The 22,730-nt window shown below is 71.0% G+C and carries 28 protein-coding genes; 9 read left to right on the forward strand and 19 right to left on the reverse strand.

Annotated elements, in window-relative coordinates; all coding sequences use genetic code 11:
* Positions 1–4: 4 nt before the first annotated feature.
* From ACOCEP_RS24390 to ACOCEP_RS24415, 6 genes are all read right to left on the reverse strand, one after another.
* Positions 5–787 (reverse strand): TIGR04222 domain-containing membrane protein, encoded by a 783-nt coding sequence (locus tag ACOCEP_RS24390; RefSeq protein WP_482331308.1) that lies wholly within the window; start codon positions 785–787, stop codon positions 5–7.
* Positions 780–1,607 carry a TIGR04222 domain-containing membrane protein gene (locus tag ACOCEP_RS24395; RefSeq protein ID WP_482331309.1) on the reverse strand — a complete coding sequence of 276 codons (828 nt, stop codon included), beginning with the start codon at positions 1,605–1,607 and terminating at the stop codon, positions 780–782. Before ACOCEP_RS24395 ends, ACOCEP_RS24390 begins: the two co-directional genes overlap by 8 nt.
* Positions 1,608–1,674: 67 nt before the next feature.
* Positions 1,675–2,097 carry a peptide-methionine (R)-S-oxide reductase MsrB gene (msrB, locus tag ACOCEP_RS24400; protein WP_037304420.1) on the reverse strand — a complete coding sequence of 141 codons (423 nt, stop codon included), beginning with the start codon at positions 2,095–2,097 and terminating at the stop codon, positions 1,675–1,677.
* Positions 2,098–2,116: 19 nt separating this feature from the next.
* Positions 2,117–2,422: a hypothetical protein gene (locus tag ACOCEP_RS24405; protein WP_038515722.1), complete on the reverse strand. Its 306-nt coding sequence runs from the start codon at positions 2,420–2,422 to the stop codon at positions 2,117–2,119.
* A gap of 72 nt (positions 2,423–2,494) precedes the next feature.
* Positions 2,495–4,096, reverse strand: coding sequence for a serine/threonine-protein kinase (locus tag ACOCEP_RS24410; RefSeq protein WP_482339810.1), 1,602 nt, complete (start codon positions 4,094–4,096; stop codon positions 2,495–2,497).
* A 166-nt stretch (positions 4,097–4,262) separates the two neighbouring features.
* Positions 4,263–4,949, reverse strand: coding sequence for a TVP38/TMEM64 family protein (locus ACOCEP_RS24415; RefSeq protein ID WP_482331310.1), 687 nt, complete (start codon positions 4,947–4,949; stop codon positions 4,263–4,265).
* Positions 4,950–4,973: 24 nt separating this feature from the next.
* Between ACOCEP_RS24415 and ACOCEP_RS24420 the strand changes: the two genes are divergently transcribed.
* The 5 genes from ACOCEP_RS24420 to ACOCEP_RS24440 all read left to right on the forward strand — a co-directional run bounded on the left by ACOCEP_RS24420 (position 4,974) and on the right by ACOCEP_RS24440 (position 8,626).
* Positions 4,974–5,531, forward strand: coding sequence for a GNAT family N-acetyltransferase (locus ACOCEP_RS24420; protein ID WP_482331311.1), 558 nt, complete (start codon positions 4,974–4,976; stop codon positions 5,529–5,531).
* A gap of 19 nt (positions 5,532–5,550) precedes the next feature.
* Complete coding sequence (locus ACOCEP_RS24425; RefSeq protein WP_482331312.1) at positions 5,551–6,570, forward strand: DNA polymerase domain-containing protein; 1,020 nt, start codon at positions 5,551–5,553, stop codon at positions 6,568–6,570.
* A gap of 226 nt (positions 6,571–6,796) precedes the next feature.
* Positions 6,797–7,189: a DUF6221 family protein gene (locus ACOCEP_RS24430; protein WP_240597634.1), complete on the forward strand. Its 393-nt coding sequence runs from the start codon at positions 6,797–6,799 to the stop codon at positions 7,187–7,189.
* 7 nt (positions 7,190–7,196) lie between these two features.
* The gene (locus tag ACOCEP_RS24435) at positions 7,197–8,237 is read left to right on the forward strand and encodes an LLM class flavin-dependent oxidoreductase (protein WP_482331313.1); all 1,041 of its coding nucleotides are present in this window, start codon (positions 7,197–7,199) and stop codon (positions 8,235–8,237) included.
* 152 nt (positions 8,238–8,389) lie between these two features.
* Positions 8,390–8,626: a S1 RNA-binding domain-containing protein gene (locus ACOCEP_RS24440; RefSeq protein ID WP_482331314.1), complete on the forward strand. Its 237-nt coding sequence runs from the start codon at positions 8,390–8,392 to the stop codon at positions 8,624–8,626.
* A gap of 81 nt (positions 8,627–8,707) precedes the next feature.
* Here ACOCEP_RS24440 and ACOCEP_RS24445 read toward each other — a convergent pair whose 3' ends face one another.
* Positions 8,708–10,222, reverse strand: coding sequence for a PucR family transcriptional regulator (locus ACOCEP_RS24445; RefSeq protein ID WP_482331315.1), 1,515 nt, complete (start codon positions 10,220–10,222; stop codon positions 8,708–8,710).
* Positions 10,223–10,428: 206 nt separating this feature from the next.
* Between ACOCEP_RS24445 and pruA the strand changes: the two genes are divergently transcribed.
* A complete protein-coding gene (pruA, locus tag ACOCEP_RS24450) occupies positions 10,429–12,057 on the forward strand; it encodes an L-glutamate gamma-semialdehyde dehydrogenase (protein ID WP_436462453.1) in 1,629 nt (542 codons plus the stop codon).
* 19 nt (positions 12,058–12,076) lie between these two features.
* Positions 12,077–13,006, forward strand: a complete 930-nt coding sequence (locus tag ACOCEP_RS24455; protein ID WP_219153149.1) for a proline dehydrogenase family protein — start codon at positions 12,077–12,079, stop codon at positions 13,004–13,006.
* Between the two features lie 86 nt (positions 13,007–13,092).
* Here the strand turns inward: ACOCEP_RS24455 and ACOCEP_RS24460 are convergent, their stop codons facing one another.
* On the reverse strand, positions 13,093–13,449 hold the full coding sequence (locus tag ACOCEP_RS24460) for a thioredoxin family protein (protein WP_482331317.1): 357 nt from the start codon (positions 13,447–13,449) through the stop codon (positions 13,093–13,095).
* 90 nt (positions 13,450–13,539) lie between these two features.
* Here ACOCEP_RS24460 and ACOCEP_RS24465 point away from each other — a divergent pair, with 90 nt between their 5' ends.
* Complete coding sequence (locus ACOCEP_RS24465; RefSeq protein WP_482331318.1) at positions 13,540–13,782, forward strand: DUF2630 family protein; 243 nt, start codon at positions 13,540–13,542, stop codon at positions 13,780–13,782.
* 356 nt (positions 13,783–14,138) lie between these two features.
* Here the strand turns inward: ACOCEP_RS24465 and ACOCEP_RS24470 are convergent, their stop codons facing one another.
* The 10 genes from ACOCEP_RS24470 to ACOCEP_RS24515 form a co-directional block, all read right to left on the reverse strand.
* Positions 14,139–15,695 carry an alpha/beta hydrolase gene (locus ACOCEP_RS24470; RefSeq protein ID WP_482331319.1) on the reverse strand — a complete coding sequence of 519 codons (1,557 nt, stop codon included), beginning with the start codon at positions 15,693–15,695 and terminating at the stop codon, positions 14,139–14,141.
* Between the two features lie 71 nt (positions 15,696–15,766).
* Positions 15,767–16,846 carry an ATP-dependent DNA ligase gene (locus tag ACOCEP_RS24475; protein WP_482331321.1) on the reverse strand — a complete coding sequence of 360 codons (1,080 nt, stop codon included), beginning with the start codon at positions 16,844–16,846 and terminating at the stop codon, positions 15,767–15,769.
* 28 nt (positions 16,847–16,874) lie between these two features.
* A complete protein-coding gene (locus tag ACOCEP_RS24480; RefSeq protein WP_482331322.1) occupies positions 16,875–17,462 on the reverse strand; it encodes an Asp23/Gls24 family envelope stress response protein in 588 nt (195 codons plus the stop codon).
* Entirely contained in the window at positions 17,459–17,995 is a 537-nt protein-coding gene (locus ACOCEP_RS24485; RefSeq protein WP_482331323.1) for a DUF6286 domain-containing protein, read from the reverse strand. The genes ACOCEP_RS24480 and ACOCEP_RS24485 overlap by 4 nt, the downstream gene beginning before the upstream one ends.
* Before the next feature lie 15 nt (positions 17,996–18,010).
* Complete coding sequence (locus ACOCEP_RS24490; RefSeq protein ID WP_482331325.1) at positions 18,011–18,367, reverse strand: Asp23/Gls24 family envelope stress response protein; 357 nt, start codon at positions 18,365–18,367, stop codon at positions 18,011–18,013.
* Positions 18,364–18,540, reverse strand: coding sequence for a hypothetical protein (locus tag ACOCEP_RS24495; RefSeq protein WP_276369296.1), 177 nt, complete (start codon positions 18,538–18,540; stop codon positions 18,364–18,366). The genes ACOCEP_RS24490 and ACOCEP_RS24495 overlap by 4 nt, the downstream gene beginning before the upstream one ends.
* Positions 18,540–18,989, reverse strand: a complete 450-nt coding sequence (locus ACOCEP_RS24500) for an Asp23/Gls24 family envelope stress response protein (RefSeq protein ID WP_457955994.1) — start codon at positions 18,987–18,989, stop codon at positions 18,540–18,542. The genes ACOCEP_RS24495 and ACOCEP_RS24500 overlap by 1 nt, the downstream gene beginning before the upstream one ends.
* Positions 18,990–19,244: 255 nt before the next feature.
* Positions 19,245–19,670: a hypothetical protein gene (locus tag ACOCEP_RS24505; protein ID WP_482331327.1), complete on the reverse strand. Its 426-nt coding sequence runs from the start codon at positions 19,668–19,670 to the stop codon at positions 19,245–19,247.
* Entirely contained in the window at positions 19,670–20,227 is a 558-nt protein-coding gene (locus ACOCEP_RS24510) for an RNA polymerase sigma factor (protein WP_482331328.1), read from the reverse strand. The genes ACOCEP_RS24505 and ACOCEP_RS24510 overlap by 1 nt, the downstream gene beginning before the upstream one ends.
* Entirely contained in the window at positions 20,224–20,970 is a 747-nt protein-coding gene (locus ACOCEP_RS24515) for a pyrimidine reductase family protein (RefSeq protein WP_482331329.1), read from the reverse strand. The genes ACOCEP_RS24510 and ACOCEP_RS24515 overlap by 4 nt, the downstream gene beginning before the upstream one ends.
* A 98-nt stretch (positions 20,971–21,068) precedes the next feature.
* Here ACOCEP_RS24515 and zapE point away from each other — a divergent pair, with 98 nt between their 5' ends.
* Complete coding sequence (gene zapE / locus ACOCEP_RS24520; RefSeq protein WP_482331331.1) at positions 21,069–22,103, forward strand: cell division protein ZapE; 1,035 nt, start codon at positions 21,069–21,071, stop codon at positions 22,101–22,103.
* Here the strand turns inward: zapE and ACOCEP_RS24525 are convergent.
* A complete protein-coding gene (locus ACOCEP_RS24525; RefSeq protein ID WP_482331333.1) occupies positions 22,057–22,665 on the reverse strand; it encodes a phosphatase PAP2 family protein in 609 nt (202 codons plus the stop codon). The two genes, zapE and ACOCEP_RS24525, sit on opposite strands and share 47 nt — an antisense overlap.
* Positions 22,666–22,730: the final 65 nt, after the last annotated feature.

The following is a 22,730-nucleotide window of genomic DNA, read 5'->3' on the forward strand; positions in this document are numbered from 1 at the left end:
GACGTCAGAAGCCGCCGCTGCCTCCCGAGACGCTGTAGTCGGTCCCGCCGCCCCAGGCGAACGTGCGGGTGTCCTTGCCCGGACGCCCGCCGTAGCGGCTCAGGATGGCGGCGACCTCGCGATCGGGGTACGCGGCGAAGCCGCCGATGGCCACCGCGCCCGCCGCACCCGAGACGAGGCTTCGATCCGTCTCCGCCTCGGCCAGCACCGCCCGGCCCGCGGTGGTCGTCCTGCCCGCGTAGTCGGTCCGGCCCAGCCGGAGGCTGACGATCAGCAGGGCCAGCGCGACGACGAGTAGCACGATCAGGGCCACGGTGCCGCCGGTGACGATCCAGCGGACCGTCCCGATGCCCAGGAGGACGGCGTAGACGGCGGCGGTGATCCGCCACGTGAGCCGTCGTCGTCCTTCGGCCACGACCAGACCTCGGCGGCTCAAGTCGGCCCACAGCGCCCGCATCGCGGGGCCGCGGCTCATCGTCGCCCGTAGTGCGTAGCCGGGAAACGACGACAGCTCGCCGTAGAGCTCCAGCCCCAGCGGGTCGGCCGGGACCAAGGGGGTGCGGTAGAGCCTGCCCGAACGGCCGAGCCGGGCCTGTTCGCGTTCGAGCATCGAGGCGACCACCGTTTCGGTGACCCGCGCGGTACTACCCGCCAAGGCCGCCACGTGTCGCACGCTCGGCAGCTTGCCGCCGTCGTGGAAGCCGCGCCGGAGCCAAAGCACGTGGAGCGCCGCGACCAGGACGGGGAGCGCGACCGCCGGTGTGGCGAGCCATCCGAAGTCAGCCACCGCAACCACTCCCGCAGGAACCGCTCGCGCAGCCGCGTCCACCACTGGGCGAGCTTTCCGCGCCCTTGGGAGCGGTGTCGCCGGTCCGGACGAGCGTGTCCGCCAGCACCGGATCGGGATACGCCGCCAGCCCGCCGAGCGCCACCGCGCCCGCCACTCCGGGGACCAGAAGCGGGTCCCGCCGCGCCGCGCCGACGACGCGCTGTCCGGCCGCGGTCGGCAGGACGGTGCGGCTCGGCCGCTGGAGAAGCGCGGTCCCGGCGATGGCCGCGACCACCGCCAGGAGGAGACCAGCCAGCACGCCCGCCGGGCGCCCCAGCGGCATGGCGTTGGCGAACCTCGCCACTCCCAGGGCGAGCACGGGCAGGTAGACGATCAAGGCCGCCCGCCACCCGGCGCGACGGCGACGTTCGTCCACCTGCAGGCCGCTCAGCTGAAGTTCGTTGCGTACTTCCTGGACGGCGGCGCTCCCGCTCAGCAGCTTCTTCACCCGGTGGAGCCCGCCGGCACCCGCCTGCGGGACGAGTGCGGCGGCGGCACGCGTGAGCGGATCTCCCGACGCGGCCCGGAGGACGGTGACCCGCCCTCGGCTGTCCAGCCGTATCCGCTCCTCGGCGACCATGGTGGCCACCGCCACGTCGGCGACCCGCTCGGTGCCTCCGGCCAGCGCGGCGAGGTGGTACGGGCCCGGCGGCCCTTCGTCGGCGGGCGTACGCCGGAGCGACCGCGCCCACAGACCGGCGACGAGAAACGGCAGAACGACGAGACAGCCGTAGAGCCACGCGAAGGCCGGCCCCGAGATCCCCCAGGGTTCGTTCATACGGCACGCCCTCCTGACGTGTTTTCTCGTGAACGCGTCGGAGAGGGCGGTGGTTCGCTTCGGTCGGTTACGACTCGGGAACGAGCTTCAGCGAGATCGAGTTGATGCAGTACCGCTGATCCGTCGGCGTGGCGTAGCCCTCGCCCTCGAAGACGTGGCCGAGGTGGCTGTGGCACGACTTGCACAGCACCTCGATCCGGCGCATCCCCATGGTGGTGTCCTCGCGGAGGAGGACGGCGTCGCTGTCCGCCGGGTCGTAGAACGACGGCCACCCGCAGTGGCTCTCGAATTTCGTGTCGCTGCGGAACAGTTCGGCGCCACAGGCTCGGCACTGGTAGACACCGGTGGTCTTCTCGTCGGTGTACTCACCGGTGAAGGGGCGCTCGGTGCCCGCCTGGCGGAGGACGGCGTACTCGTCGGGGCTGAGCTGCTCCCGCCATTCCTGCTCGGACTTGACCACGCGCGGCGTGGCTCCGACAACGGGTTTCATGCCTTTCACCGGTTCCACGTTACCCCGCGAGCCACGCGATGGCCCGGCCGATGATGTCCCATGCGGTGACCATCACGCCGAGCACGATGAGGACCACGACGAGTGCCGAAACCCACCAGCGCAAGCCGCCGAGGCGGTTGCTGGAGTCGGCGAAATCGGAGACACCGTCGAGGCAGGCCTCCACGGTGAAGTTCGGGCCGCAGCGTTCGATGCGGTCCAGATGCTCGGCGAAGGCCCGGGCCTCGGGGTCGTGCGGGTCGAGGCCTACCAGGTCTTCCTGGAAGCGAGGATTCTGGCGAGGTCCGAAAGGTCCGCTATCGGCCATGGAGCCACAGTAAGCCACGAGCGGCGATTGGCCTACCACCAGCGAGGCGGGTCTCACCCCCGCCACGCTGCGTCAGTTGCCGAGTACTCGCGTGTCGGCGTCGATGAAGTACTGCCCACCGACCTGGACCACGCGCAGTGCCGGCCGCGGGCCGCCGTTGATGGTGATGTTCATGTCGATCGACCCGTCGGGGTTTCCGCCGCCGCTGTCGGCCCGCGCCTTTTCGGAACCGGTGACCTTGTGCGCGGCCCAGTATTCGGCGAAAGCCTGCTCTGAGCCGTACACGGCCTTCGCGGCGTCAGTGAGCTTGTTCCAGCTCGCGGACGTGCCGATCTTGCCCGTGTCGAAGAAGTCCAGGAGGAAGGTGCCCACGCTCGAGTAGCTCGTGACCTTCTCGCTCGGGGTCTTCCCCAGGCCCGCCGGCGCGGGCCGCGACGAGGACGAGCCGCTCGACTTGGGCGCGGAGGTGCCCGGCTGCGGGTTCGCCCCGGCGTTGTTGCCGCCCTGGGTGTTGCCCCCGTTACCCGAATTCAGCACCAGGAACACGATCACGGCGATCACCACGACCGCGGCACCGGCGCCCGCGAACAGGACGGCCTTGCGCTTGGCGTCGGCGGGCTTGGCCGGGGAGGGCCGCATCGGGGCGGCCGCGGACGGCGGCGGGCTCATCGCGGCGACCGGACGCGGCGGCGTGTTCGGCGGCGCGGACGGCGAGCGCATCGGGATGAACGCGGCCGTCGGCGAGTGGGTCTTGGTGGGCTGCGGCGGAGCCGCCGCGGACTGGGCCGGCTTGTCGGTCCGCTGCCACGGTGGCCGGTCTCCGCCGGGAAGGCCGTGTCCCGGGGTGTCGGGCACGGCCGGCTGTCTGCCGCCACCCGCTCCGAAGAGCCGGGGCGACGCCGCCGTGCCCGCGGCGGATTCGTTCGCCGCCAGCGCGGCGAGGCGTTCCCTGGCCTCGGCCATGCTGGGGCGCTCGGTCGGCTCGGTGCGCAGGAGGCTCATCAGCAACGCCGTCGCGGGGCCCGCCTGCTGCGGCGGGTTGATCTGGCCGTTCGCGGCGGCGTACAGCAGCGCGAGCTGGTTGGAGCTGTTCCCGTACGGGGTCTGGCCCTCGATCGCCTGGTAGAGCGTCGCGCCGAGCGCGAAGACGTCGGAACTGGGCACCGGGTCCGAGCCGCGCGCCAGCTCGGGCGCGAGGTACGCCGGGGTGCCGCCGATCAGGCCGGTCTGGGTGAGCGTCATGTCACCGGCGGCGCGGGAAATACCGAAGTCGGTGATCTTCGCGGTGCCGGATTCGTCGATCAGGATGTTGCCCGGTTTGACGTCCCGGTGCACGATCCCGGCACGGTGCGCGGCGACCAGCGCCGACGCGACCTGCTCGCCGATCTTCGCGACGCGCCCCAGCGGCAGCGTGCCCTCGTCGGAGATGATCGCCGAGAGGCTCGGGCCGTTCAGGTACTCCATCACCAGGCAGGGGTCGCCGCCGTGCTCGGCGATGTCGAACACCACGATCGCGTTCGGGTGCTGGAACCGGGCCGCGTTCTTCGCCTCGCGCATGGCGCGCTGGCGCATGTTGTCGCGTTCGGCCTCGGAGACACCTGGCTGCGGGAGGATCTGCTTGACCGCCACCGAGCGCTCGAGGCGGACATCGATGGCACGCCAGACCACCCCCATGGCACCGCTACCAATTTGCTCGACCAGGCGATAGTGCCCAGCGATCAGCTGACCGGTGTCGATGGCGACTGCTCCTGACACATTCTCCGGGTGATGGTGGCGCTACGCGGCCTGACAGGTCCCGCGCACCCGATCGAGTGTAGCGGGCGGCGGTTTCGGCTCCCCGTCAGCTCGCCGGTGCGGAGGCGGGCAATTCTTCTTCCTCGCTCGAATCGGGCACCGGCCGGGCCTTGCGCCGGAAGACCTTGACGAGCCCGATGGCCCCCGCCGCGGCGAACACGGCGTAACAGATCAGCAGGGCGGGCGGTGTTTCCCCGGTCAGCGCGTCGCCGAGGACGACGACCGCGACCGTCCCCGGCAGGCTGCCGAGCGCGGTCCCGATCAGATACGGGGCGAAACGGACGGATGACACTCCGCACAGGTAACTGAACGGAGCGAACGGCACCATCGGGATCAGCCGTAAGGACGTGATCGCCAGGACGCCGCCGTCCGAAAGCCGCTCGTTGACCGCGCGGACCTTCGCCCGGCGCAGGTGCCGGGTGACCAGATCGCGGCCGAGTGCTCTCGAAAGCGCGAACGAGAGCGCGGACGCGACCGTGGTCGCCAGGATGCCGACGAGGATGCCCGTCGTGGCGCCGAGCAGCAGCCCGCCCGCCAGGTTGAACACGGTGCGGGGGATCGGCGCCACCGTCAGCACCGAATAGACCAGGAAGAACACCAGGGGAGTGGCGGGGCCGGTCTCGGCGGCCCAGGCCCGCAGCCCGGCCGGACTCGGGATCGGCAGCAGGACCGCGGCCGCCACGAAGAGGGCGAGCACGGTGAGCGCGAGGATTAATTTGGTACGGCCGGACACCGCCTCAACCGTACCGTGTCCGCTGTGATCGACACCGAGGCGCTGCGGACGCAGCCCGAACTGGCCGGTGGGCACGTCGTGCTCACCCAGCTCGACGAAACCTACTTCGAGACCGCGTGGAAGGCCCTGCAGGAGCCCGAAACCATCCGGCTGACCGGTACGCACACCAAGTTCACCCCCGAGCAGATCCGGACCTGGCTGGCCGGACGGCCGGGGCTCGACGACCGGGCGGACTACGCGATCGTGCGCAAGGAGGATCGCGTGCACGTCGGCGATCTCGCCCTCACCGATGTCGACAAGGACAACCGCTCCGCGTCGTTCCGCATCGCGCTGAACGGGCCGGAGTTCTTCGGCAGTGGCTACGGCACCGAGGCGACCAGGCTGCTGCTGGACTACGCGTTCGGCGTCGTCGGCCTGCACCGGGTCTCGCTGGAGGTCTTCGACCACAACCCGCGCGCCCAGCGCGTTTACGAGAAGGCAGGGTTCGTGCGGGAGGGGCTTCAGCGACAGGCGCTGTGGTGGGACGGCGAGTGGCATGACGTCGTCACGATGGCAATCCTGAAGACCGATCCCCGGCCCTGATCGGCGATACGGTGGGCGCATGCCCAAGAACGGTGAGCCGATCGAGGTCGAGGCGGGCGGGCGCAAGGTCCGCGTGTCCAGCCCGGACAAGGTGTACTTCCCGGCCCGGGGGATCACGAAGCGCCAGGTCGTGGAGCACTACGTCGCGGTCGGCGAGCCGTTGCTGCGCGCGATCGGGGAGCGGCCGACGACGCTGAAGCGGTACGTCGACGGCGTCGAGGGCGAGTGGTTCTACGCCAAGCGCGTGCCGAAGGGTGCCCCGGAGTGGGTGGAGACCGCGAAGATCACCTTCCCGTCGGGCCGGACGGCCGAGGAGGTCTGCCCGACCGAGCCCGCCGTGTTCGCCTGGGCGGCGAACCTGGGCACCTTCGACTTCCACCCCTGGCCGGTGCGGCGGCCCGACGTCGACCACCCCGACGAGCTCCGCATCGACGTGGACCCGCCGGACGAGGCGGGTTTCTCCGACGCGGTCGAGGTCGCGGGCGTGGTCCGCGAGGTCCTCGACTCGGCGGGACTGACCGGCTATCCGAAGACCTCGGGCGGCCGCGGCGTGCACGTCCTGGTGCGGATCCGGCCGGAGTGGGACTTCATCGACGTCCGGCACGCGGTGATCGCGCTGGGCCGCGAGGTCGAGCGCCGGATCCCGGACAAGGCGACCATCGCGTGGTGGAAGGAAGAACGCGGCGGCCGGGTCTTCATCGACTACAACCAGGCGGCCCGCGACCGCACGGTGGCGTCGTCCTGGTCGGTCCGCGGCACCCCGCGGGCGACGGTGTCGACGCCACTGACCTGGGATCTGCTGACCGAAGTGGACCCGGACGACTTCGACGTCCTCACCGCGGGCGCCTTCTACGCCGAGCGCGGCGACCTCCACGCGCCGATGGACGAGCAGGCGTTCGGCATCGAAACGCTGCTGGAGTGGTACGCGCGGGACGAGCGCGACCACGGCCTCGGCGAGATGCCGTATCCGCCGGACTACCCGAAGATGCCCGGCGAGCCGAAGCGCGTCCAGCCGAGCAAGGCGCGGGACGACACTTAGCACGCATCAAGTGACGACGCGTGCGGCGTCGGTGACGAATTCACGTTTTTCCTTCGTTCTTGCTCGCGGAGTGATTGCGCTTTCGTGTCGATCCAGAAACCAGTCACGGCTGGGCGGTGGATCGATACGAGACTGTGTGACGCACGGGACCCGGCCGTAACGCCGGGCTTCCTGCCAGCGACATTTCCCTCCGAACACTAGGCTGGGGGAGGACGAAGGAGTACCCGTGGACGACCTGATCGCCTTTCTCGCCGCGCGTGTGGGGCAACGCCAGGCGTTGATCATGCAGGCGGTCAAGAAAACCGAGATCAACGAATCGCTCACCCGCGGTGAGACCAAGGTCGTCATCGAAAAGAAGATCCGCTCGCTCAACGACATCGAACTCGACGCGGTCAATCAGATGATCAACGAGATCGAAGCGACCCGGCGGCTCCTGCAGGCGCACCGCACCACGGTCTCGGAGAAGGTGCCCGGATTCCCCTTGTACGGCAACGAGTACTGGTGCGAGACCTGCCATGTGCCCGCTGACGAGGCCGGGACGAACTGGTGCCTGACCCTGCGGCTGCTGGCCCTGCCGCACGCCGACCACCCGGACTACAGCGAGCGCTGGCGCCCCTGAGCGGGGAATGCCCGCCGGGCCCGGACGCGTTGACCCGAGGGTGATCACGCTTTCGGTACTGGACCGGTCCCCGACCCGCCGCGGCGGCGACGCGCCCCGCGCGCTCCGGGACACCGTCGCCTTCGCGCGGGACATCGAAGCGCTCGGCTATCACCGGTTCTGGGTGTCGGAACATCACAGCGTGCCCGGTGTCGCCGGTTCGGCGCCCACGGTGCTGGCGGCCGCCGTTGCCTCGGCGACCGAGCGGATCCGGGTCGGCACCGGCGGCGTGATGCTGCCGAATCACCGGCCGCTCGTGGTCGCGGAGCAGTTCGGTGTGCTCGAATCCCTTTTCCCCGGCCGGATCGACATGGGGCTGGGCCGGTCGGTCGGGTTCACCGGCGGGGTCCGGCAGGCGCTCGGGCACGAGAAGGACGACGCCGATCGCTTCGGCGACCAGGTTCGCGAACTGCTGGGCTTCCTCGCGGGCGACCAGACGAGCCATCCGGGTGTGCACGCCATTCCCGCGGAAGGCTTGCGCGTGCCCGCGTTCCTGCTGGCCACCGGCGCGGGCGCGGGCCTGGCCGCGGAACTGGGGCTGCCGCTGGTGATCGCGCCGGTCCGGGGCGAGGGGCCGCTGCTCGAAGCCATCGAGGGGTACCGCGCGGGGTTCCGCCCGTCCGCCCAGGCGTCGCGGCCGTACGTCGTGGTGTCGACGGCGATCGCCGTCGCTGAGACGGCCGAACGGGCCCGGCGGCTCCTGATTCCCGAGGCGTGGTCGACGGTCTACTCGCGGACGCACGGTGTCTTCCCGCCGTTGTCGCCGGTGGAGGAGATCCTCGCCGGGCCGCTGTCGGATCGCGACCGGGAACGGCTGGACCGGGCGCTGGACGGTCAGCTCGCCGGCACTCCGGACGAGGTGCGCGACCGGCTGGCCGGTCTCGTCGCCAAGACCGGCGCCGACGAGATCCTGGTGACCACCAGCACTTTCGACCAGGCGGAGCGGCTGGATTCCTATCGCGCGCTGGCCGAGGTCGCCGAACTTCGCAGCCTGGTGGCCGTGTCGTGACCTTTGCTAGGGTCACGGCCATGACTGCCGGGTCGGCCTCGTGCCGTGAGCGGACGGGTTCCCCGGCCGCCGCTTGATCTCCGCGCGGGCCCGCAGCCCGCCTCCGCGTAGGTGTCCTCATGTGGACCATGCGCGGAAAGGAGGTGAATCGCATGTCTCCCATCGAGAACTGGCGCGAGTTCGTCGTCGCGCACGCCGATGGCGGCGTTCTGGACGGAGTCGTCACGCGGGTGCTCCCGTTCGGCGCGTTCGTCGAAGTGGCCCCCGGGATGGAGGGGCTGCTGCCGACCGTCGGCGGAACCGGCCCGTTCGCCGCCGGGGCGGCCGTCGCCGTACGGCTGGACAAACTGGACGTCCAGAACCGCCGGTTCAGCCTGACCCTGGCCTGACCCCACGCGTTTCGTCCTCTGGTTGCGGTACTTGCACACGCAAGGACCGCAACTAGAGGACGAATTGCGGGAGGGGAAACCCTAGAGGCGCAAAAGGAGCTGGGTGAGGATGCGCTGCGCGGGGTCGTCCAGGTCGATCCCGGACACCTCGCCCGCGCGGCGCACGCGGTAGCGGACCGTGTTCGGGTGGATGTTCAGCTCGCGCGCCGCTTTCCGGACGTCCCCGAAGGCGTCGAGGTACGCGAGCACGGCGGGCACCAGGATGCCGCCGTGTTCGGCGTCGTGCGCGACCAGATCGGTCAGCCGCGGATCGCGGATCCTCGGCTGCTCGCCGAGGAACGCGAGCACCTCCGAGAGCAGGACCTCGGCGCGGACGTCGGCCAGCGAGGCGACGTCCGCGGTCCCGTGCCCGCGCGCCATCGCCGCCAGCACGCGGTCCGCGTCGCCGCGCGACGCCGCCGCGTCGGAGAGGCCGGTGACCACGCCGCCCAGCGCCGCGCGCACCCGGACGTCGAGATGCCGCTGCGCCGTGCCGACGATTTCCTTGGCCAGCGCCAGGGTCCGCGGTTCGGCGTGCTCGGGGAGGTCGGGCAGCAGCGCGTAGACCCGGCCGCCGATCACGCTCACCAGCGCGCTCCGGCGATATGCGGCGGTGTGCACGGTGATCAGGTGCACCAGCTCCGCGCGCCGGAGCTGCCGGTCGGTCGCGGCCCGGTCGCGGGGGAGGGAGAACGCCAGCACCATGGCCGGTTTCCCGGGGTCCGCGCCGATGTCGTCGGCGACGGACTCGGCGTCGAGACGGCCGTCGAGCAGCCCGGCCAGCAGATCCTCGCGCAGCCGGAGCTCCGGGCTGGGCAGCGTCCGGTGCCGGATCAGCTGCGGCGCGAGCGCGCGGCTGGCGCCGAGCAAGGCGACCTCCGCGCTTTCGGTGAGCGGATGCGCGCCCTCCTGGACCCAGATCGTGCCCAGCGGCTGCGCTCCGGCGTGGATCCCGGCCGCGATCCGCCGCCGGATGCCGAGATCGGGCCGCTCGTCGATGCGGACGATGCCCTCGCCGGCACGAAGACGCTGGTAGACACCCCATTCGCGCAGCATCGCGAGGTATCGCTCCGGCCCTTCTCGGCCGAGGATCGAGAGCCTGCGCAGCTCGTCCACCTCGTCGCCCGCCCGTGAATAGGCCAGCACGCGGCTCGCGGTGTCCTCGATGCTGACCAGGCCGCCGGTCAGTGTCGCGATCGTCTGCGCGAGGGAGAACAGATCCCCCAGGACCTCTCCGCTGTCGGCCTCGCCGCCCGCGCGCGCCGCGTCGACGACGCCCCTTGCCAGCGCTTCGACCTGCTCCCAGCGTGCCTCGTGGCCGACCTCGATCAGCGCGACACCCGCGTCGTTCGCGACGTTCACGACGGCCATGCCGTTCTTGACCGCGACGGCGGCCGCGCCGGACCGCCCCGCCGCCCGGATCGCGCCGGCGGCCGACCGCCCGCGGGCACCGATCACCAGAACGAGATCACCCGGATGGGCGTCGGGCGGATCCTCCGGATCGTGGATGACGACGTCCTCGACCGGGACGCCGAGCCCGCCGGGGGCCGCGAGCACCCTGACCAGCGGTTCCCCGAGCGTGGCGAGGACGTGCCGGAGTGAGGCGCCTGTGGTCGTATCCGTGGTCAGATCATCACCGAGTTAAGCCGATCGGACAAGATGGTCACCCTGATTCTAGCCAGTCGGACAAGCCGTCAGTGAGCCGTCAGGTCTACCGTTCGGGGTGAGACCTCTACCCGGCGAAGTGCAGTCAGGAGCAGTCAGTGGACGCCGTGACCCAGACCCCCGCCCCGAAGAACGAGCCGGTGCTGAACTACGCGCCGGGCAGCGCTGAGCGCGCTGAACTCGAGGGCGCGCTCAAGTTGCTGGGCAACGCCGACCCGATCGACATCACCGCGACCATCGGTGGCGAGCAGCGCAAGGGTGGCGGCGAGAAGATCGAGGTCGTCCAGCCGCACAACCACAAGGCCGTGCTGGGGGTCATCCACAGCGCGACCGCGCAGGACACCCACGACGCGATCGCCGCCGCCAAGGCCGCCGCTCCCGGCTGGCGCGCGCTGTCCTTCGACGACCGCGCCGCGATCATCCTGCGCGCGGCCGACCTGCTCGCCGGCCCGTGGCGCGCCAAGCTGAACGCCGCCACCATGCTCGGCCAGTCGAAGACCGCGTTCCAGGCCGAGATCGACTCCGCCTGCGAGCTGATCGACTTCTGGCGCTTCAACGTCGCCTTCGGCCGTCAGATCCTCGCCGAGCAGCCGGTCAGCTCGCCCGGCATCTGGAACCGGATGGAGCACCGCCCGCTCGAGGGCTTCGTGTACGCCATCACCCCGTTCAACTTCACCGCGATCTCCGGCAACCTGCCGACCGCGCCCGCGCTGATGGGCAACGTCGTGCTGTGGAAGCCGTCGCCGACGCAGAGCTACGCCGCGCACATGCTGATGCGGCTGCTCGAAGAGGCGGGCATGCCGCCGGGTGTCATCAACCTGCTTCCGGGTGACGGCAAGGCCGTCTCCGAGGTCGCCCTGACCCACCGCGACCTGGCCGGGATCCACTTCACCGGTTCCACCGCGACCTTCCAGCATCTGTGGGCCACCGTCGGCGCCAACATCTCCGGCTACCGCACGTACCCGCGCCTGGTCGGAGAGACCGGGGGCAAGGACTTCGTGCTCGCGCACGCTTCCGCCGACGTCGACATCCTGCGCACGGCGCTGATCCGCGGCGCCTTCGAGTACCAGGGCCAGAAGTGCTCGGCCGCGTCCCGCGCCTACGTCCCGCGGTCGCTCTGGGCGAGCCTGAAGGACGAGCTGGTCTCCGAGACCGAGGCCATCACCTACGGCGACGTCAACGACCTGACCAACTTCGGTGGCGCCGTGATCGACCGCCGCGCCTTCGACAAGCACGCCGCCGTGCTGAAGAACGCGGCCGAGGACCCCGAGATTGAGGTCATCGCCGGTGGCACCGCCGATGACAGCGTCGGCTACTTCGTGCGCCCGACGATCCTGGTGTCGGACAACCCGGACCACGAGATCTTCCGTACCGAGTACTTCGGTCCGATCCTCGCGCTCCACGTGTACGAGGATGAGGACTTCGACAACGTGCTGAAGCTGGTCGACGAGACCGCCGACTACGCGCTCACCGGCGCGGTCATCGCGAACGACCGCACCGCCGTCGCGAAGGCGTCCGAGGCGCTGCGCTTCGCCGCCGGCAACTTCTACGTGAACGACAAGCCGACCGGCGCGGTCGTCGGCCAACAGCCCTTCGGCGGCGGCCGCGCGTCCGGCACCAACGACAAGGCCGGTTCGGTGTTCAACCTGCTCCGCTGGACGAGCCCGCGCTCGGTCAAGGAGACCTTCGTTCCGCCCACCAGCGTCCGCTACCCCCACCAGGGCTGAGTCTCTCCAGGAGTCCGTGATGTTGCGTGCCCCGTTGCTCGCCGCCGCTCGATCCCAGCGGATGCGCAAGCTGGTCGAGGTCGTCCCCGCCACCCGATCGGTGGTCAGCCGGTTCGTCGCCGGTTCGAAGACGCCCGACGCCGCCCGGGTGGTCCGCGAACTGGCCGACCAAGGCCTCCGGGTCACCCTCGACCACCTCGGCGAGGACACCACCGACGCCGAGCAGGCCGCGACCACGGTCCGCGCCTACGAGGAACTGCTGACCGCGCTGGCGGCCGACGGCCTCGCGTTCGGCGCGGACGTGTCGGTGAAGCTGTCCGCGGTCGGCCAGTTCCTGCCCGCCGACGGCGAGAAGGTCGCGCTGGAGAACGCCCGCAAGATCTGCGCGGCGGCCGAAGCGGTCGGTGCCACGGTGACCCTCGACATGGAGGACCACACCACCACCGACTCGACGCTGGGCATCCTCAGGGAACTGCGCACCGAGTACCCCTGGGTCGGCGCGGTGCTGCAGGCCTACCTGCGGCGCACCGAGCAGGACTGCCGCGACCTGGCGACCGAGGGTTCCCGTGTCCGGCTGTGCAAGGGCGCGTACGCCGAACCCGAGGAGGTCGCGTTCCAGGACAAGTCCGAAGTGGACAGGTCCTACGTGCGCTGCCTGAAGATCCTCATGCAGGGCAAGGGGTATCCGATGGTCGCCTCGCACGACCCGCGGATGATCGCGATCGCCGAGAAGCTCGCGGCCGACGCGGGCCGCAAGGCGGACGACCACGAGTTCCAGATGCTGTACGGGATCCGGCCCGAAGAGCAGCGCCGGATCGCGGGCGACGGCAAGACGATGCGCGTCTACGTCCCCTACGGCGACGAATGGTACGGCTATTTCATGCGCAGGCTGGCGGAACGCCCGGCGAACCTGGCGTTCTTCCTGCGCGGGCTCGCCACCCGGGGCTGACCCGGTCCCGGTGGCGCTGCCCCGCTGAAAGACAAAGGGGCCCTTCCCGGCGAAACCCGCCGGGAAGGGCCCCTTCTCCACGCTCGTCAGGCCTCCTGGGCCTCTTCCTTGAGCTTGTCCATGTCGACGTCGCGCGCCTGCTGGATGAGGTCTTCGAGCGTCTTCTCGGGCAGCGCGCCCGGCTGCGCGTAGATCACCGTCTTGTCGCGGATGACCGCGAGCGTGGGGATCGACCGCACGTCGAACGCCGCGGCCAGCTGCTGCTCGGCCTCGGTGTCGACACTCGCGAAGACGATGTCGTCGTGGTTGCCCGACACCTTCTCGTAGGTCGGCGCGAACTGGCGGCACGGCATGCACCAGCCCGCCCAGAAGTCGATGATCACGAAGTCGTTCTCCGACACGACCTGATCGAAGTTGGCGGCGGTCAGCTCCACAGTGCTCATGCCCGGCGTAACGAATCGGGCGGGACGCGCATTCCCGCGAGTGCGCGTAGCGTCTCGGATGGAGCAACCCACGTTTCGCGGGAGGTGCGTATGGCCGACGGGGACATCCTCAGCCGGATCGACGAGCTGGTCAGCGAGGAGCACGAGCTCCGTGCGCGGGCGATCGGCACCGGGCTGAGCTCGGACGACCGGTCCCGGCTCGCGAGTGTGGAACAGCAGCTGGACCAGTGCTGGGATCTGCTGCGTCAGCGGCGGGCGCGGGTGGAGTTCGACGACGATCCGGACCAGGCTTCGGCGCGGTCGATCTCCGAGGTGGAGTCCTACCGGCAGTAGCGGGCGCTGGGTCTCGTGAGTGGTAAAGGGCGGATATAGCCCGAATCGCCACTCACGAGCCGCGCCCCACCACGCCACTGCCACGCTCGCTCGCAGCTGCAGTACGTGAAGGCCCCCTTCATTGCGCTAGACGCAGTGAAGGGGGCCTTCATGTACTTGGGAAGGTGTGAAGGTCGAGTTTCCTCGGCTGAGCCGAGGGAAGGGGTCCTTCACGCGCCGCCCGTGGTGACTGCTGAGACTGGTGTTATTGCTGAGGCTGCGGATGGCGATCGCGAGTCAACTGCTACCCACATTCAGTAGGTAGCTAAGACAGCTTTGGTTCTAACCGTCCTTACCACTCACGAGGCCGATGGGGCTCAGGCCGGGCAGAGGGTCCCGTCGACGGGCACCTTCCCGTCGATCAGGAACGCCCGCGTCGCGTCCGTGACGCACGGAGAGAGGCTCAGGGCGCCGTGCCCGGCGCCCTGCCAGGTGATCGTGACCGCGCTCGGCATCTGGTCGGCCGCCCGTCCGGTGCCCTGCTCCGGCGTGACCGGGTCGGTCGCGGTCCCCGCGACGAGTATCGGCGGGGCGCCCGGCGCTCCCGCGGGCGGCAGCGGTTCGCGGCGCACGGGCCACGGGCTGCACCAGGCCAGCTGCTGCGCGGCGAAGACACCGAACTGCGGGTACTTGTCGCGCAGGGTCGTGGTCGCGCGCGTGAGTTCCTCGGCCGAGAGCCGGGTCGCGCTGTCGTTGCATTTGGTCGCGATCGTGCCGTCCAGCCGCGACGGCCGGGCCTTGGTGTCCTTCAGTACCGGCTCGGCGAACGCGGCCAGCGGCGTGACGTCGCCGGTCTGCGCGGTCTTGAGCGCCTCGGCGAGTTCCACCCAGCGCGAGCGCTGCGCGAGCCCGGAGTAGATGGCGTACAGCGCGATCCCCGGGGTGATCTCTTCGCCGTCGGAGGTCGTCGCGGACGCCGACCGGAGCCGGTCCGCGACGGCGGACACGGCCGAGCGGGCGTCGCCGATCGGGCAGCCCCGCGCGACGCAGTCGGCGCCGAACGCGTCGAGGGTCGCCTCCGCGCCCGCCGCGATGGCTTCCTGTGTGGCGGCCGCGTCGGGGGCGGGGTCGGGCAGCCCGTCGAGCATGACCCGGCCGACCTGGGCCGGGAACCGCACGGCGTATTCGGCGAGGACCTTCGAACCGTCGCCGCGGCCCAGCGCGTGCAGCTTGTCCAGCCCCAGTTGCTCCCGGAGTACTTCGAGGTCGCCGGCCGCCCGCCAGCTGTCCATCGCGAACTGCGAGTCGTCCAGTTCGATCGCGCACTGCTGCCCGGCCCGGCGCGCCGCGTCGACGACGCCTTCGAGGTCGGCGGCGGCCGGATCGGCGCCGAGCAGGTCGGCGCGGATCTCCGCCGGGATGCACTGCACCGGCATGGACGTCCCCGTCCCGCGCCGGTCCACACCGATCAGCGAGAACTTCCGCAGGAACTCGGGCGGCAGCGTCGCCGCCAGCCGTGCGGCGTACAGCGACCCCGGCTCCCCGTCGACGTCGTTGACCACGACGAGCGGGATCGGCCCGCCCTCGGTCTTGACCACCGACAGCCGCGAGAGCCCGCGACCGGGCAGATCCGGCGCGTCGAGCGTGGTGGGCACCCTGGCGCAGGAGAACTTCAGTGTGTCCGGCACGGACGGCTGCCCCAGCCGTTGCCGGGTCGCTTCGTCGCAGTCCTCCCATTTGATCGACGGCGACCGCGGTTCGGCGAGCGGCGGCAGCGGCACCTGCCGCGCCGTCGTCTGGCCGCCGGGATCCGGTTTGCCGTCGTTGTCGATCACCGCCGGCCTCGCCGACGGCCCGGCCGTGCAGCCCGCGAGCACGGCCGTCACCACGATGGTCGTCAGGAACAGCCGTGGCGTGCGGCGGGCGGTGCTCACGGTCTGGTCCTCACTTCCAAGGCATGACAAAGCTCGGAACAGAGCTTCGCAGGTCGGATGTCAGGACACGGTTAGCGGGTGCGCTTCACCTCGCCGCGGAACACCGCGTCCAGGTCGTAGCGGGCGACCTCTTCCAGCTGGGCGTAGGTGCACGAGGACGGCTCGCGGTCGGGGCGCCAGCGTTTGAACTGCGCGGTGTGCCGGAACCGCGACGGGAATCCGGCCTCCGTGTGCTCGTAGCCGACCTCGACCACCTTTTCCAGCTTCAGCGGCACCCACGGGGCTTCCTTGGACTTCCACCGGGTGATACCGCCGGGGATCCGCTGGTTCTCCCGCACGTTGTCACCCAGCCAGGGGTGATCGGCGCCGTCGGTGATCAGCGGGGCCAGCTCCTCGGCCAGTTCACGCCGACGGGTGACCGGGAACGACCCGACGACGCCGGGGTGGTGCAGCACGCCGTCCTCGTCGTAGAGCCCGAGCAGGAACGAGCCGACCATCTCGCCCGGTTCACCGTCGACGTGCCAGCGCAGCCCGGCGAGCACACAATCCGCGGTGCGGGAGTGCTTGTACTTCAGCAGCACCCGTTTGCCGGGCGTGTACGGCTCGTCGAGCGGTTTGCCGATGACGCCGTCGAGCCCCGCGCCCTCGAACAGTTCGAACCAGTGCCGTGCGATCGCCGGATCCGCGGTGGCCGGGGTCAGGTGGACGCCGTCGGAGGCCAGTTTCTCCAGCCGTTCCCGCCGCTTCGACGTCGGCTCGTCCAGAAAGGACTCGTCGCCCAGCGCCAGCAGGTCGAAGGCGACGAACTCCGCCGGCGTCTCCTCCGCCAGGAGCTTGACGCGGCTTTCGGCGGGGTGGACCCGGTCGGTGAGCGCGTCGAAGTCCAGCTTCCCGCCCCGGGCGACCACCAGTTCGCCGTCGAGCACGATCCGCTCGGGCAACGCCGCCTTCAGCCGCTCGACGACCTCGGGGAAGTACCGGTTGAGCGGCTTCTCCGACCGCGACTGCAAGGTCAGCTCGTCGCCGTCGCGGAACACCAGGCAGCGGTACCCGTCCCATTTCGGTTCGAACAGCAGCCCGCCGGAATCGGGGATCGCCTTCGCCGGTTTGGCGAGCATCGGTTTGATCGGCGGTGTCAAGGGAAGCGACATGACGGCCATTCTCGCCGCACCGGCGCGGTCAGCGCACCCGTTGCGGTGCTGTCGTGTCGAGCTCGATCCGGACGGCCGTCGGCAGCACGTCCACTCCGAGCGATTCCCGCGCGCGGGCCAGCACGGTGTGGTCGAGCTGCTCCCAGACCCGTTTCAGGTCGGTGCCCTCGACGAGCCAGAGCGTGATCCGCAGCGCGGGGTGCTCCTTGTCGCCGACCGCGCGGACCCGGGCGCGCCCGACCCCGTCGACCGTTTCGGCGTCGGCGCGGACGGCCTCGGAGATGGCCGAAGAGGTCACCACGAGGTCGTCGGCGAGTTCGAGGTCCGGGCGGCCTTCCGGGCGCAGCGACCGGAAGAACCACCACAACCCCAGCCACAGCAGGAGAACGCCGAGCACGATCGCGCCGATCCGGGAGGGGAGCGCGTGCCGCGACAGCCAGTCGAGGGCGATCGGGTCCACGAGCGGCCGGCCGGCGCGGTGCGTGCCGAGCCAGCCCGCGCCGACCACGACCACCGCCGCCCCGCCGAGCAGCGCGAGGAGTCCGATGAGGACGGTCAAGGTCCGTTCCGTGCCGGTGGACCGGCCGAGTGCCTTGGCGGAGACCGAACGGGTCATCGGCGGTCCTTCGGGGAGTCGACGACGACCGACACCTTCGGCCGTCGCGCCAACGGGACGTCTTCGAGCAGACCGGAGACCGTCTCCAGCAGCCGCGGCCGCAGCTCGCCTTCGGTTTCCAGCCTGCTCGTCGCGCGGACACGGATCTTCTTGGCGGTGGCCGTGACCTTCGCGCCCGCGACGTTGTCCTGCGCGCGCACGGTCACCCCGACGAGCCTCGCCAGGGAACGCGGCGACGTGGTCACGCTGACCTCGTTCGCCGGATCGGTCAGCCGGATGGCGCGCCGCCCGGCGGAGGCCGCCGCCAGGATCAGCAGCAGCCCCACGACCGCGACGGCGATCGCGAGATAGCGGACCGTGGAAGCGTTCCAGGACTGCTCCGCGAGCCTGTCGCGCCAGTCGTCCCAGGGGAGGAACAGCGGGCCCCGGCCAGGCCGCCACCAGCCCCAGCCGACCTCCAGCGCCAGCAGGACACCGGCGGCGGCCAGCGCCAGCCCGATCAGGGCCGACAGCAGGCGGACGATCAAACGCATAGCCGTTCGCTCCTTCTAGCGGACGCGGGGCGCGATGTCGGGCAGGAGCGCGGAGACCTTCACCGAGACGTCCCGGACCTGGTACGACGTGATCCGCTCGACCTCCTCGGTGACCCTGGCGCGCAGGTCGCCGACGATCCGCCGCACCGGCGCCGGATAGTGCAGCGCCACGTCGAGCACGAGGTCGACGTCGTTGCCCTCACCGCCGACCTTCGCGCTGGTGCCGTGCGTCCCGAGCCCGAGCCCGGCGATCCGCCGCTCGGCGCGCGTGGTCCCGTCGACCTGGTCCGCGGCGTGCTGCGCGATCTTGCGGACCACGGACGGCGAGATGGTGAGGGTGCCGCGATCCTCCGGTTCGGGCGGGACGGTCATTTGTCGCGGCCCCGGCCGAACAGGTCGCCGAGGTCGAGTTCGCCGTCGAGCACGCGGCCGAGGACGAGGCCGAGGACGCCGACGGCCAGTGTCACCAGGAACGCGGTGAAGCCCTGGGTCGCGGCGAGGCCGAGGATGAGGCCGGCGAGCAGGCCGGTCTGGGTCCCGTTCATCACTCGACCCGCGAGGACTCGGTCTCGCCGCCGTTCTCGTCGGGCAGGTGGATGTCGTTGACCGCGATGTTGACCTCGATCACCTCGAGACCGGTGATCTGCTCGACCTGGCCGATCACGTTGCGGCGCACCGCGCGCGCGACGTCGACGATGCGGGCGCCGTACTCGACGACCACGTCGAGATCGATGGCGGCCTGCTTCTCGCCGACCTCGACCGAGACCCCGGACGTGGTGACCGTGCCGGAGCCGGGGATGCGCTCGCGGATCGCGCCGAAGGCCCGGGACACCCCGCCGCCCAGCGCGTGGATCCCGGTGACCTCGCGGGTGGCGAGCCCCGCCACCTTCTGCACCACCACCGACGAGATCGTGGTCTTGCCGGCGGCTCCTTCCTCGTTGAGGGACGCCCCGGCGACCGGGGTGTCGGGCTTGCTCGCGCTCGGCTGCGCCATGAAGTTCGCTCCTTCTCGGCCGGTGCCGCGCGACCTGCGCGCGCGGCGGTTCCTACGCTCTCACCGACCACGACACGCGCGCATGCCGAGCCGTCACGCGATGTCCCCCGGATGGGGTAATCAGTTCCGGGATTCGGTCCGGGAGACCGGCAAGGTCGCGTCCCGGCGCGGCTGACGTCGCGAAAGCCACTTTCGAGACATCTGACGTCCCGAAAGTGGCTTTCGCGGCACGTCGCCTTGCCACTGTGCCGCTCATCAGTCCGGATGGACGTCGACGACGTGGACGTTGATCGCGGGCGGGGCGGAGCCGAGCTGACCGGTCAGGGCCGCGCTCACCCGATGCCGCAGCAAGTCCGCGACGGCCGCCTCGACGCCGAACCGGATCGTCACCAGCACCTGGAGCACGTCCTCTTCGAGCGCGACGGCGGCGACGTGCACCCCGCCGAGCTCCCGGCCGATCTCGGCGGCGAGGCTCCTGGTCATCAGCACCAGCGCCCGTTCGGACACCTGGGTCTTGCCGCCCGAGGAGGGCAGGTCGAGCGGAGCGGTGGTCTGCCTGCCCCGGGCACCGCCGACCGAGCGGAGCACCCGCTCGACCAGTCCCGGCGGCGTCGGCACCGGACGGCTCGCGGCCGCGCGCACCTGCTGCCAACGGGGGTCGTCGCGCGGATCCTCGCTCATCACCGTTCCCCGGGTCGGAAGTTGTCGCCGAGTTTCGCCAGCAGCGCCACCCTCGCGCGGTGCAGGCGGGCGCGCAGAGCGGGCACGCTGACTTCGAGCACCTCGGCCACCTCGTCGTAGGTCAACCCTTCGAATTCTCGCAGAATCAGCGGGATCCGCTGGCCGACGTCCAGTTCGGCGATCGCGCGCAGCACCGTGCCGACCCGCTCGGCGCTCACCACATGGCCCTCCGGACCAGGCACGACACCCGCGTCGCCCTCGTCGAGGGGCACGGTCGGTTTCCGGCGCCGGACCACGCCGAGCGCGCCGTTCGTCGTCACCCGGTAGAGCCACGTCGACAGCGCGGCTTCGAACCGGAAGCCGGGCAGCGCCCGCCACGCGGAGAGCCAGGCCTCCTGCACGACGTCCTCGGCCTCGGACGAGCTGCCGGTGATCCGCAGCGCCACCCGGTACATCCGGGGCGTGTGCCGCCGGACCAGGGTGTCGAACGCACCGTGGTCCCCGGCGGCGGCCCTGGCCACCAGTTCCTCGTCCGGAACCGGCACGGCCTCGCTCACCCGCTCTCCCGGCGGCGGTAACGCAGCATGGTGAAACCGTCCTCGACGAGCACGGACGCGAGCTCCATCCGCCGCGGTTCCGGTGACGGGTGGCCGCGGGCGATCCGGCTCTCACCCGCTCCCGCCAGCAGCGGGGCGACGGTGAGGCACAGCTGGTCGACGAGGTCGGCGGCGATCAGGTCGGCGAAGAGCGCCGGCCCGCCTTCGCAGTCGACCCGGCGCAGCCCGCGCTCGCCGAGCAGCGCGAGTGCCCGGTGGAGGTCGACGTCGCCGGCCCCCGCCACGAGCACTTCGGCACCCGCGCGCTCCAATCCGGCGCGCGGCGCCGTCTCGGTGGTGATGACGATCGGCGGGACCTTCGTGTCGGTGAACAACGGGCCTTCGGGGTCGAGTTCACCGGAACGGGTCACCACCGCGATCGGGGGTACCTCGGAAAGGCCGAGCGCGACCCGGCGGGCGGCGCGTTCGGGAGTGACACGCGCGCCGCGGTAGCCCTCGGCGCGCGCCGTGCCCGCGCCGACCAGGATCACGTCGGAGAGCAGCCGTCCCATCAGGAAGATCCGCTTGTCGGCGGGGTGGGAAAGCCCCTCGGACAGCTCGTCGACCGCCGCCGCGCCGTCCGCGGAGCTGACGAAGTTGACCTGGACCCAGGGACGGGTCAGGTCTTCCGGATACCCGTAGAGCCGTTCGAGGTCGCCGTCGGAGACAGGTTCCGCCGGTGTCGTTGGCCACAAAAGCTGCACACGGACATCCCAGCACGCGCCCGATGGCACCGCTGAGCGGGGGATACGCCCGGTCAGGGAGGGTGAACCCGCCACGCGGGTGCCGTTACGCTCGGCGAATGCCCGCCCGCCTGATCGATCGCCGTCCGGAGCTGTCCGCCGACGAGCTGATCACCGCGCTCGTCCCGCCGCCGAGGTTCGACGCGGTCCGGTTCTCCACGTACGTGCCCAATCCGGACGAGCCGAGCCAGGCCGAGGCGGTCGTCACCTGTGGCGCGTTCGCGAAACGCGTGGCGGAATCGTCGAACCGCAAGCCGAAGTCGAAGCTGCGCGCGTTCTTCGGTGGCGGGGAGGACGCGCCGTCCGGGCCGATGGGGCTCTATCTCGACGGCGGTTTCGGCGTCGGGAAGACACACCTGCTCGCCTCGACGTGGCACGAGACGCCGTCGCCCAAGGCGTACGGGACCTTCGTCGAGCTGACCCACCTCGTCGGCGCGCTGGGGTTCGCCGAGGCGGTGCGACGGCTGTCGGAGCACCGGTTCCTGGCGATCGACGAGTTCGAACTCGACGACCCCGGCGACACCATGCTCGTCACGCGGCTGCTGCAGGAACTGATCTCGGCGGGGGTGTTCGTCGCGGCGACGTCCAACACGCTGCCGGACAAGCTCGGCGAGGGCCGGTTCGCCGCCGCGGACTTCCTGCGCGAGATCCAGTCGCTGTCCGCCCGGTTCGGCGTCTGCCGCGTCGACGGCCCGGACTACCGTCACCGCGGCCTGCCGGACGCGCCGCCGCCCGCGAGCCCCGAGCAGCTGGAAGCCTCCGCCGCCGCGCATCCCGAATCCACAGTGGACGATTTCGACGCGTTGTGCGAACACCTGGGCGGCCTGCATCCGTCGCGCTACGGCAGGCTTCTCGACGGCGTGACCCGGGTGCACCTGCGCGACATCCACCCGGTGCCCGATCAGAACGTCGGACTGCGGCTGGTCGCCTTCGCCGACCGGCTCTACGACCGCGCGATCCCCCTGGTGGTCTCGGGCGAGCCGGTGCCGGAGCTGTTCACCGAGGAGATGGTGAACGGCGGCTACCGCAAGAAGTACCTGCGCGCCGTCAGCCGTCTGACGGCGCTGGCGCGCGACGCCGTGCAGCCCAGCTGAGCAGCACCCACGTGGCGCACACGGTCGCGACGGCGAACAGCGCGCCGCCCACGACGTCGGTCAGGTAGTGGTAGCCGAGGCCGATCATGCCGATCGTCACGCCGCACAGCACCACCGCGCCCACCGTCGCGATGACCGCCTTGCCGACGCCGGGGCGGGCGAGCAGGACGAGCACGGTCAGCACCGCGGCCAGCGCGACGGTGTGCCCGCTCGGGTAGGCCAGATAGGTGTACTTCCAGCGGTCGAAGAGCGGTTTGAGCACCCAGGTGTTCGCGAGGATCGCGACGAGCGGGCCGGCGATGGTCAGCGCCGCTTCGAGCCTGCGTCGTCCGAGCAGGCAGAGGACGGCGGCGAGGACCGCGACCGGGATCAGGACGTAGGCCTCGGTCGGCAGCACCAGGAGCCGCAGCAGGGCGGTGTCGGGGCCGAAGAACCGCTCCACCCACCTGATCGCGACCTCGTCGGGGACGGACGGGCCGTCACCGGAGACCAGCAAGCCGAGAACCACCATGATCGCGGCGCAGGTCACCGCGACCGGCCCGTACGGCCCTCTTCCGCTCATCCGGCGAGATTACGTGACGGGTGATCAGTCACCATGCAGGGACGGCTCGCGAGGACGAAGGGGGT

Source organism: Amycolatopsis sp. CA-211722 (genome assembly GCF_056828465.1).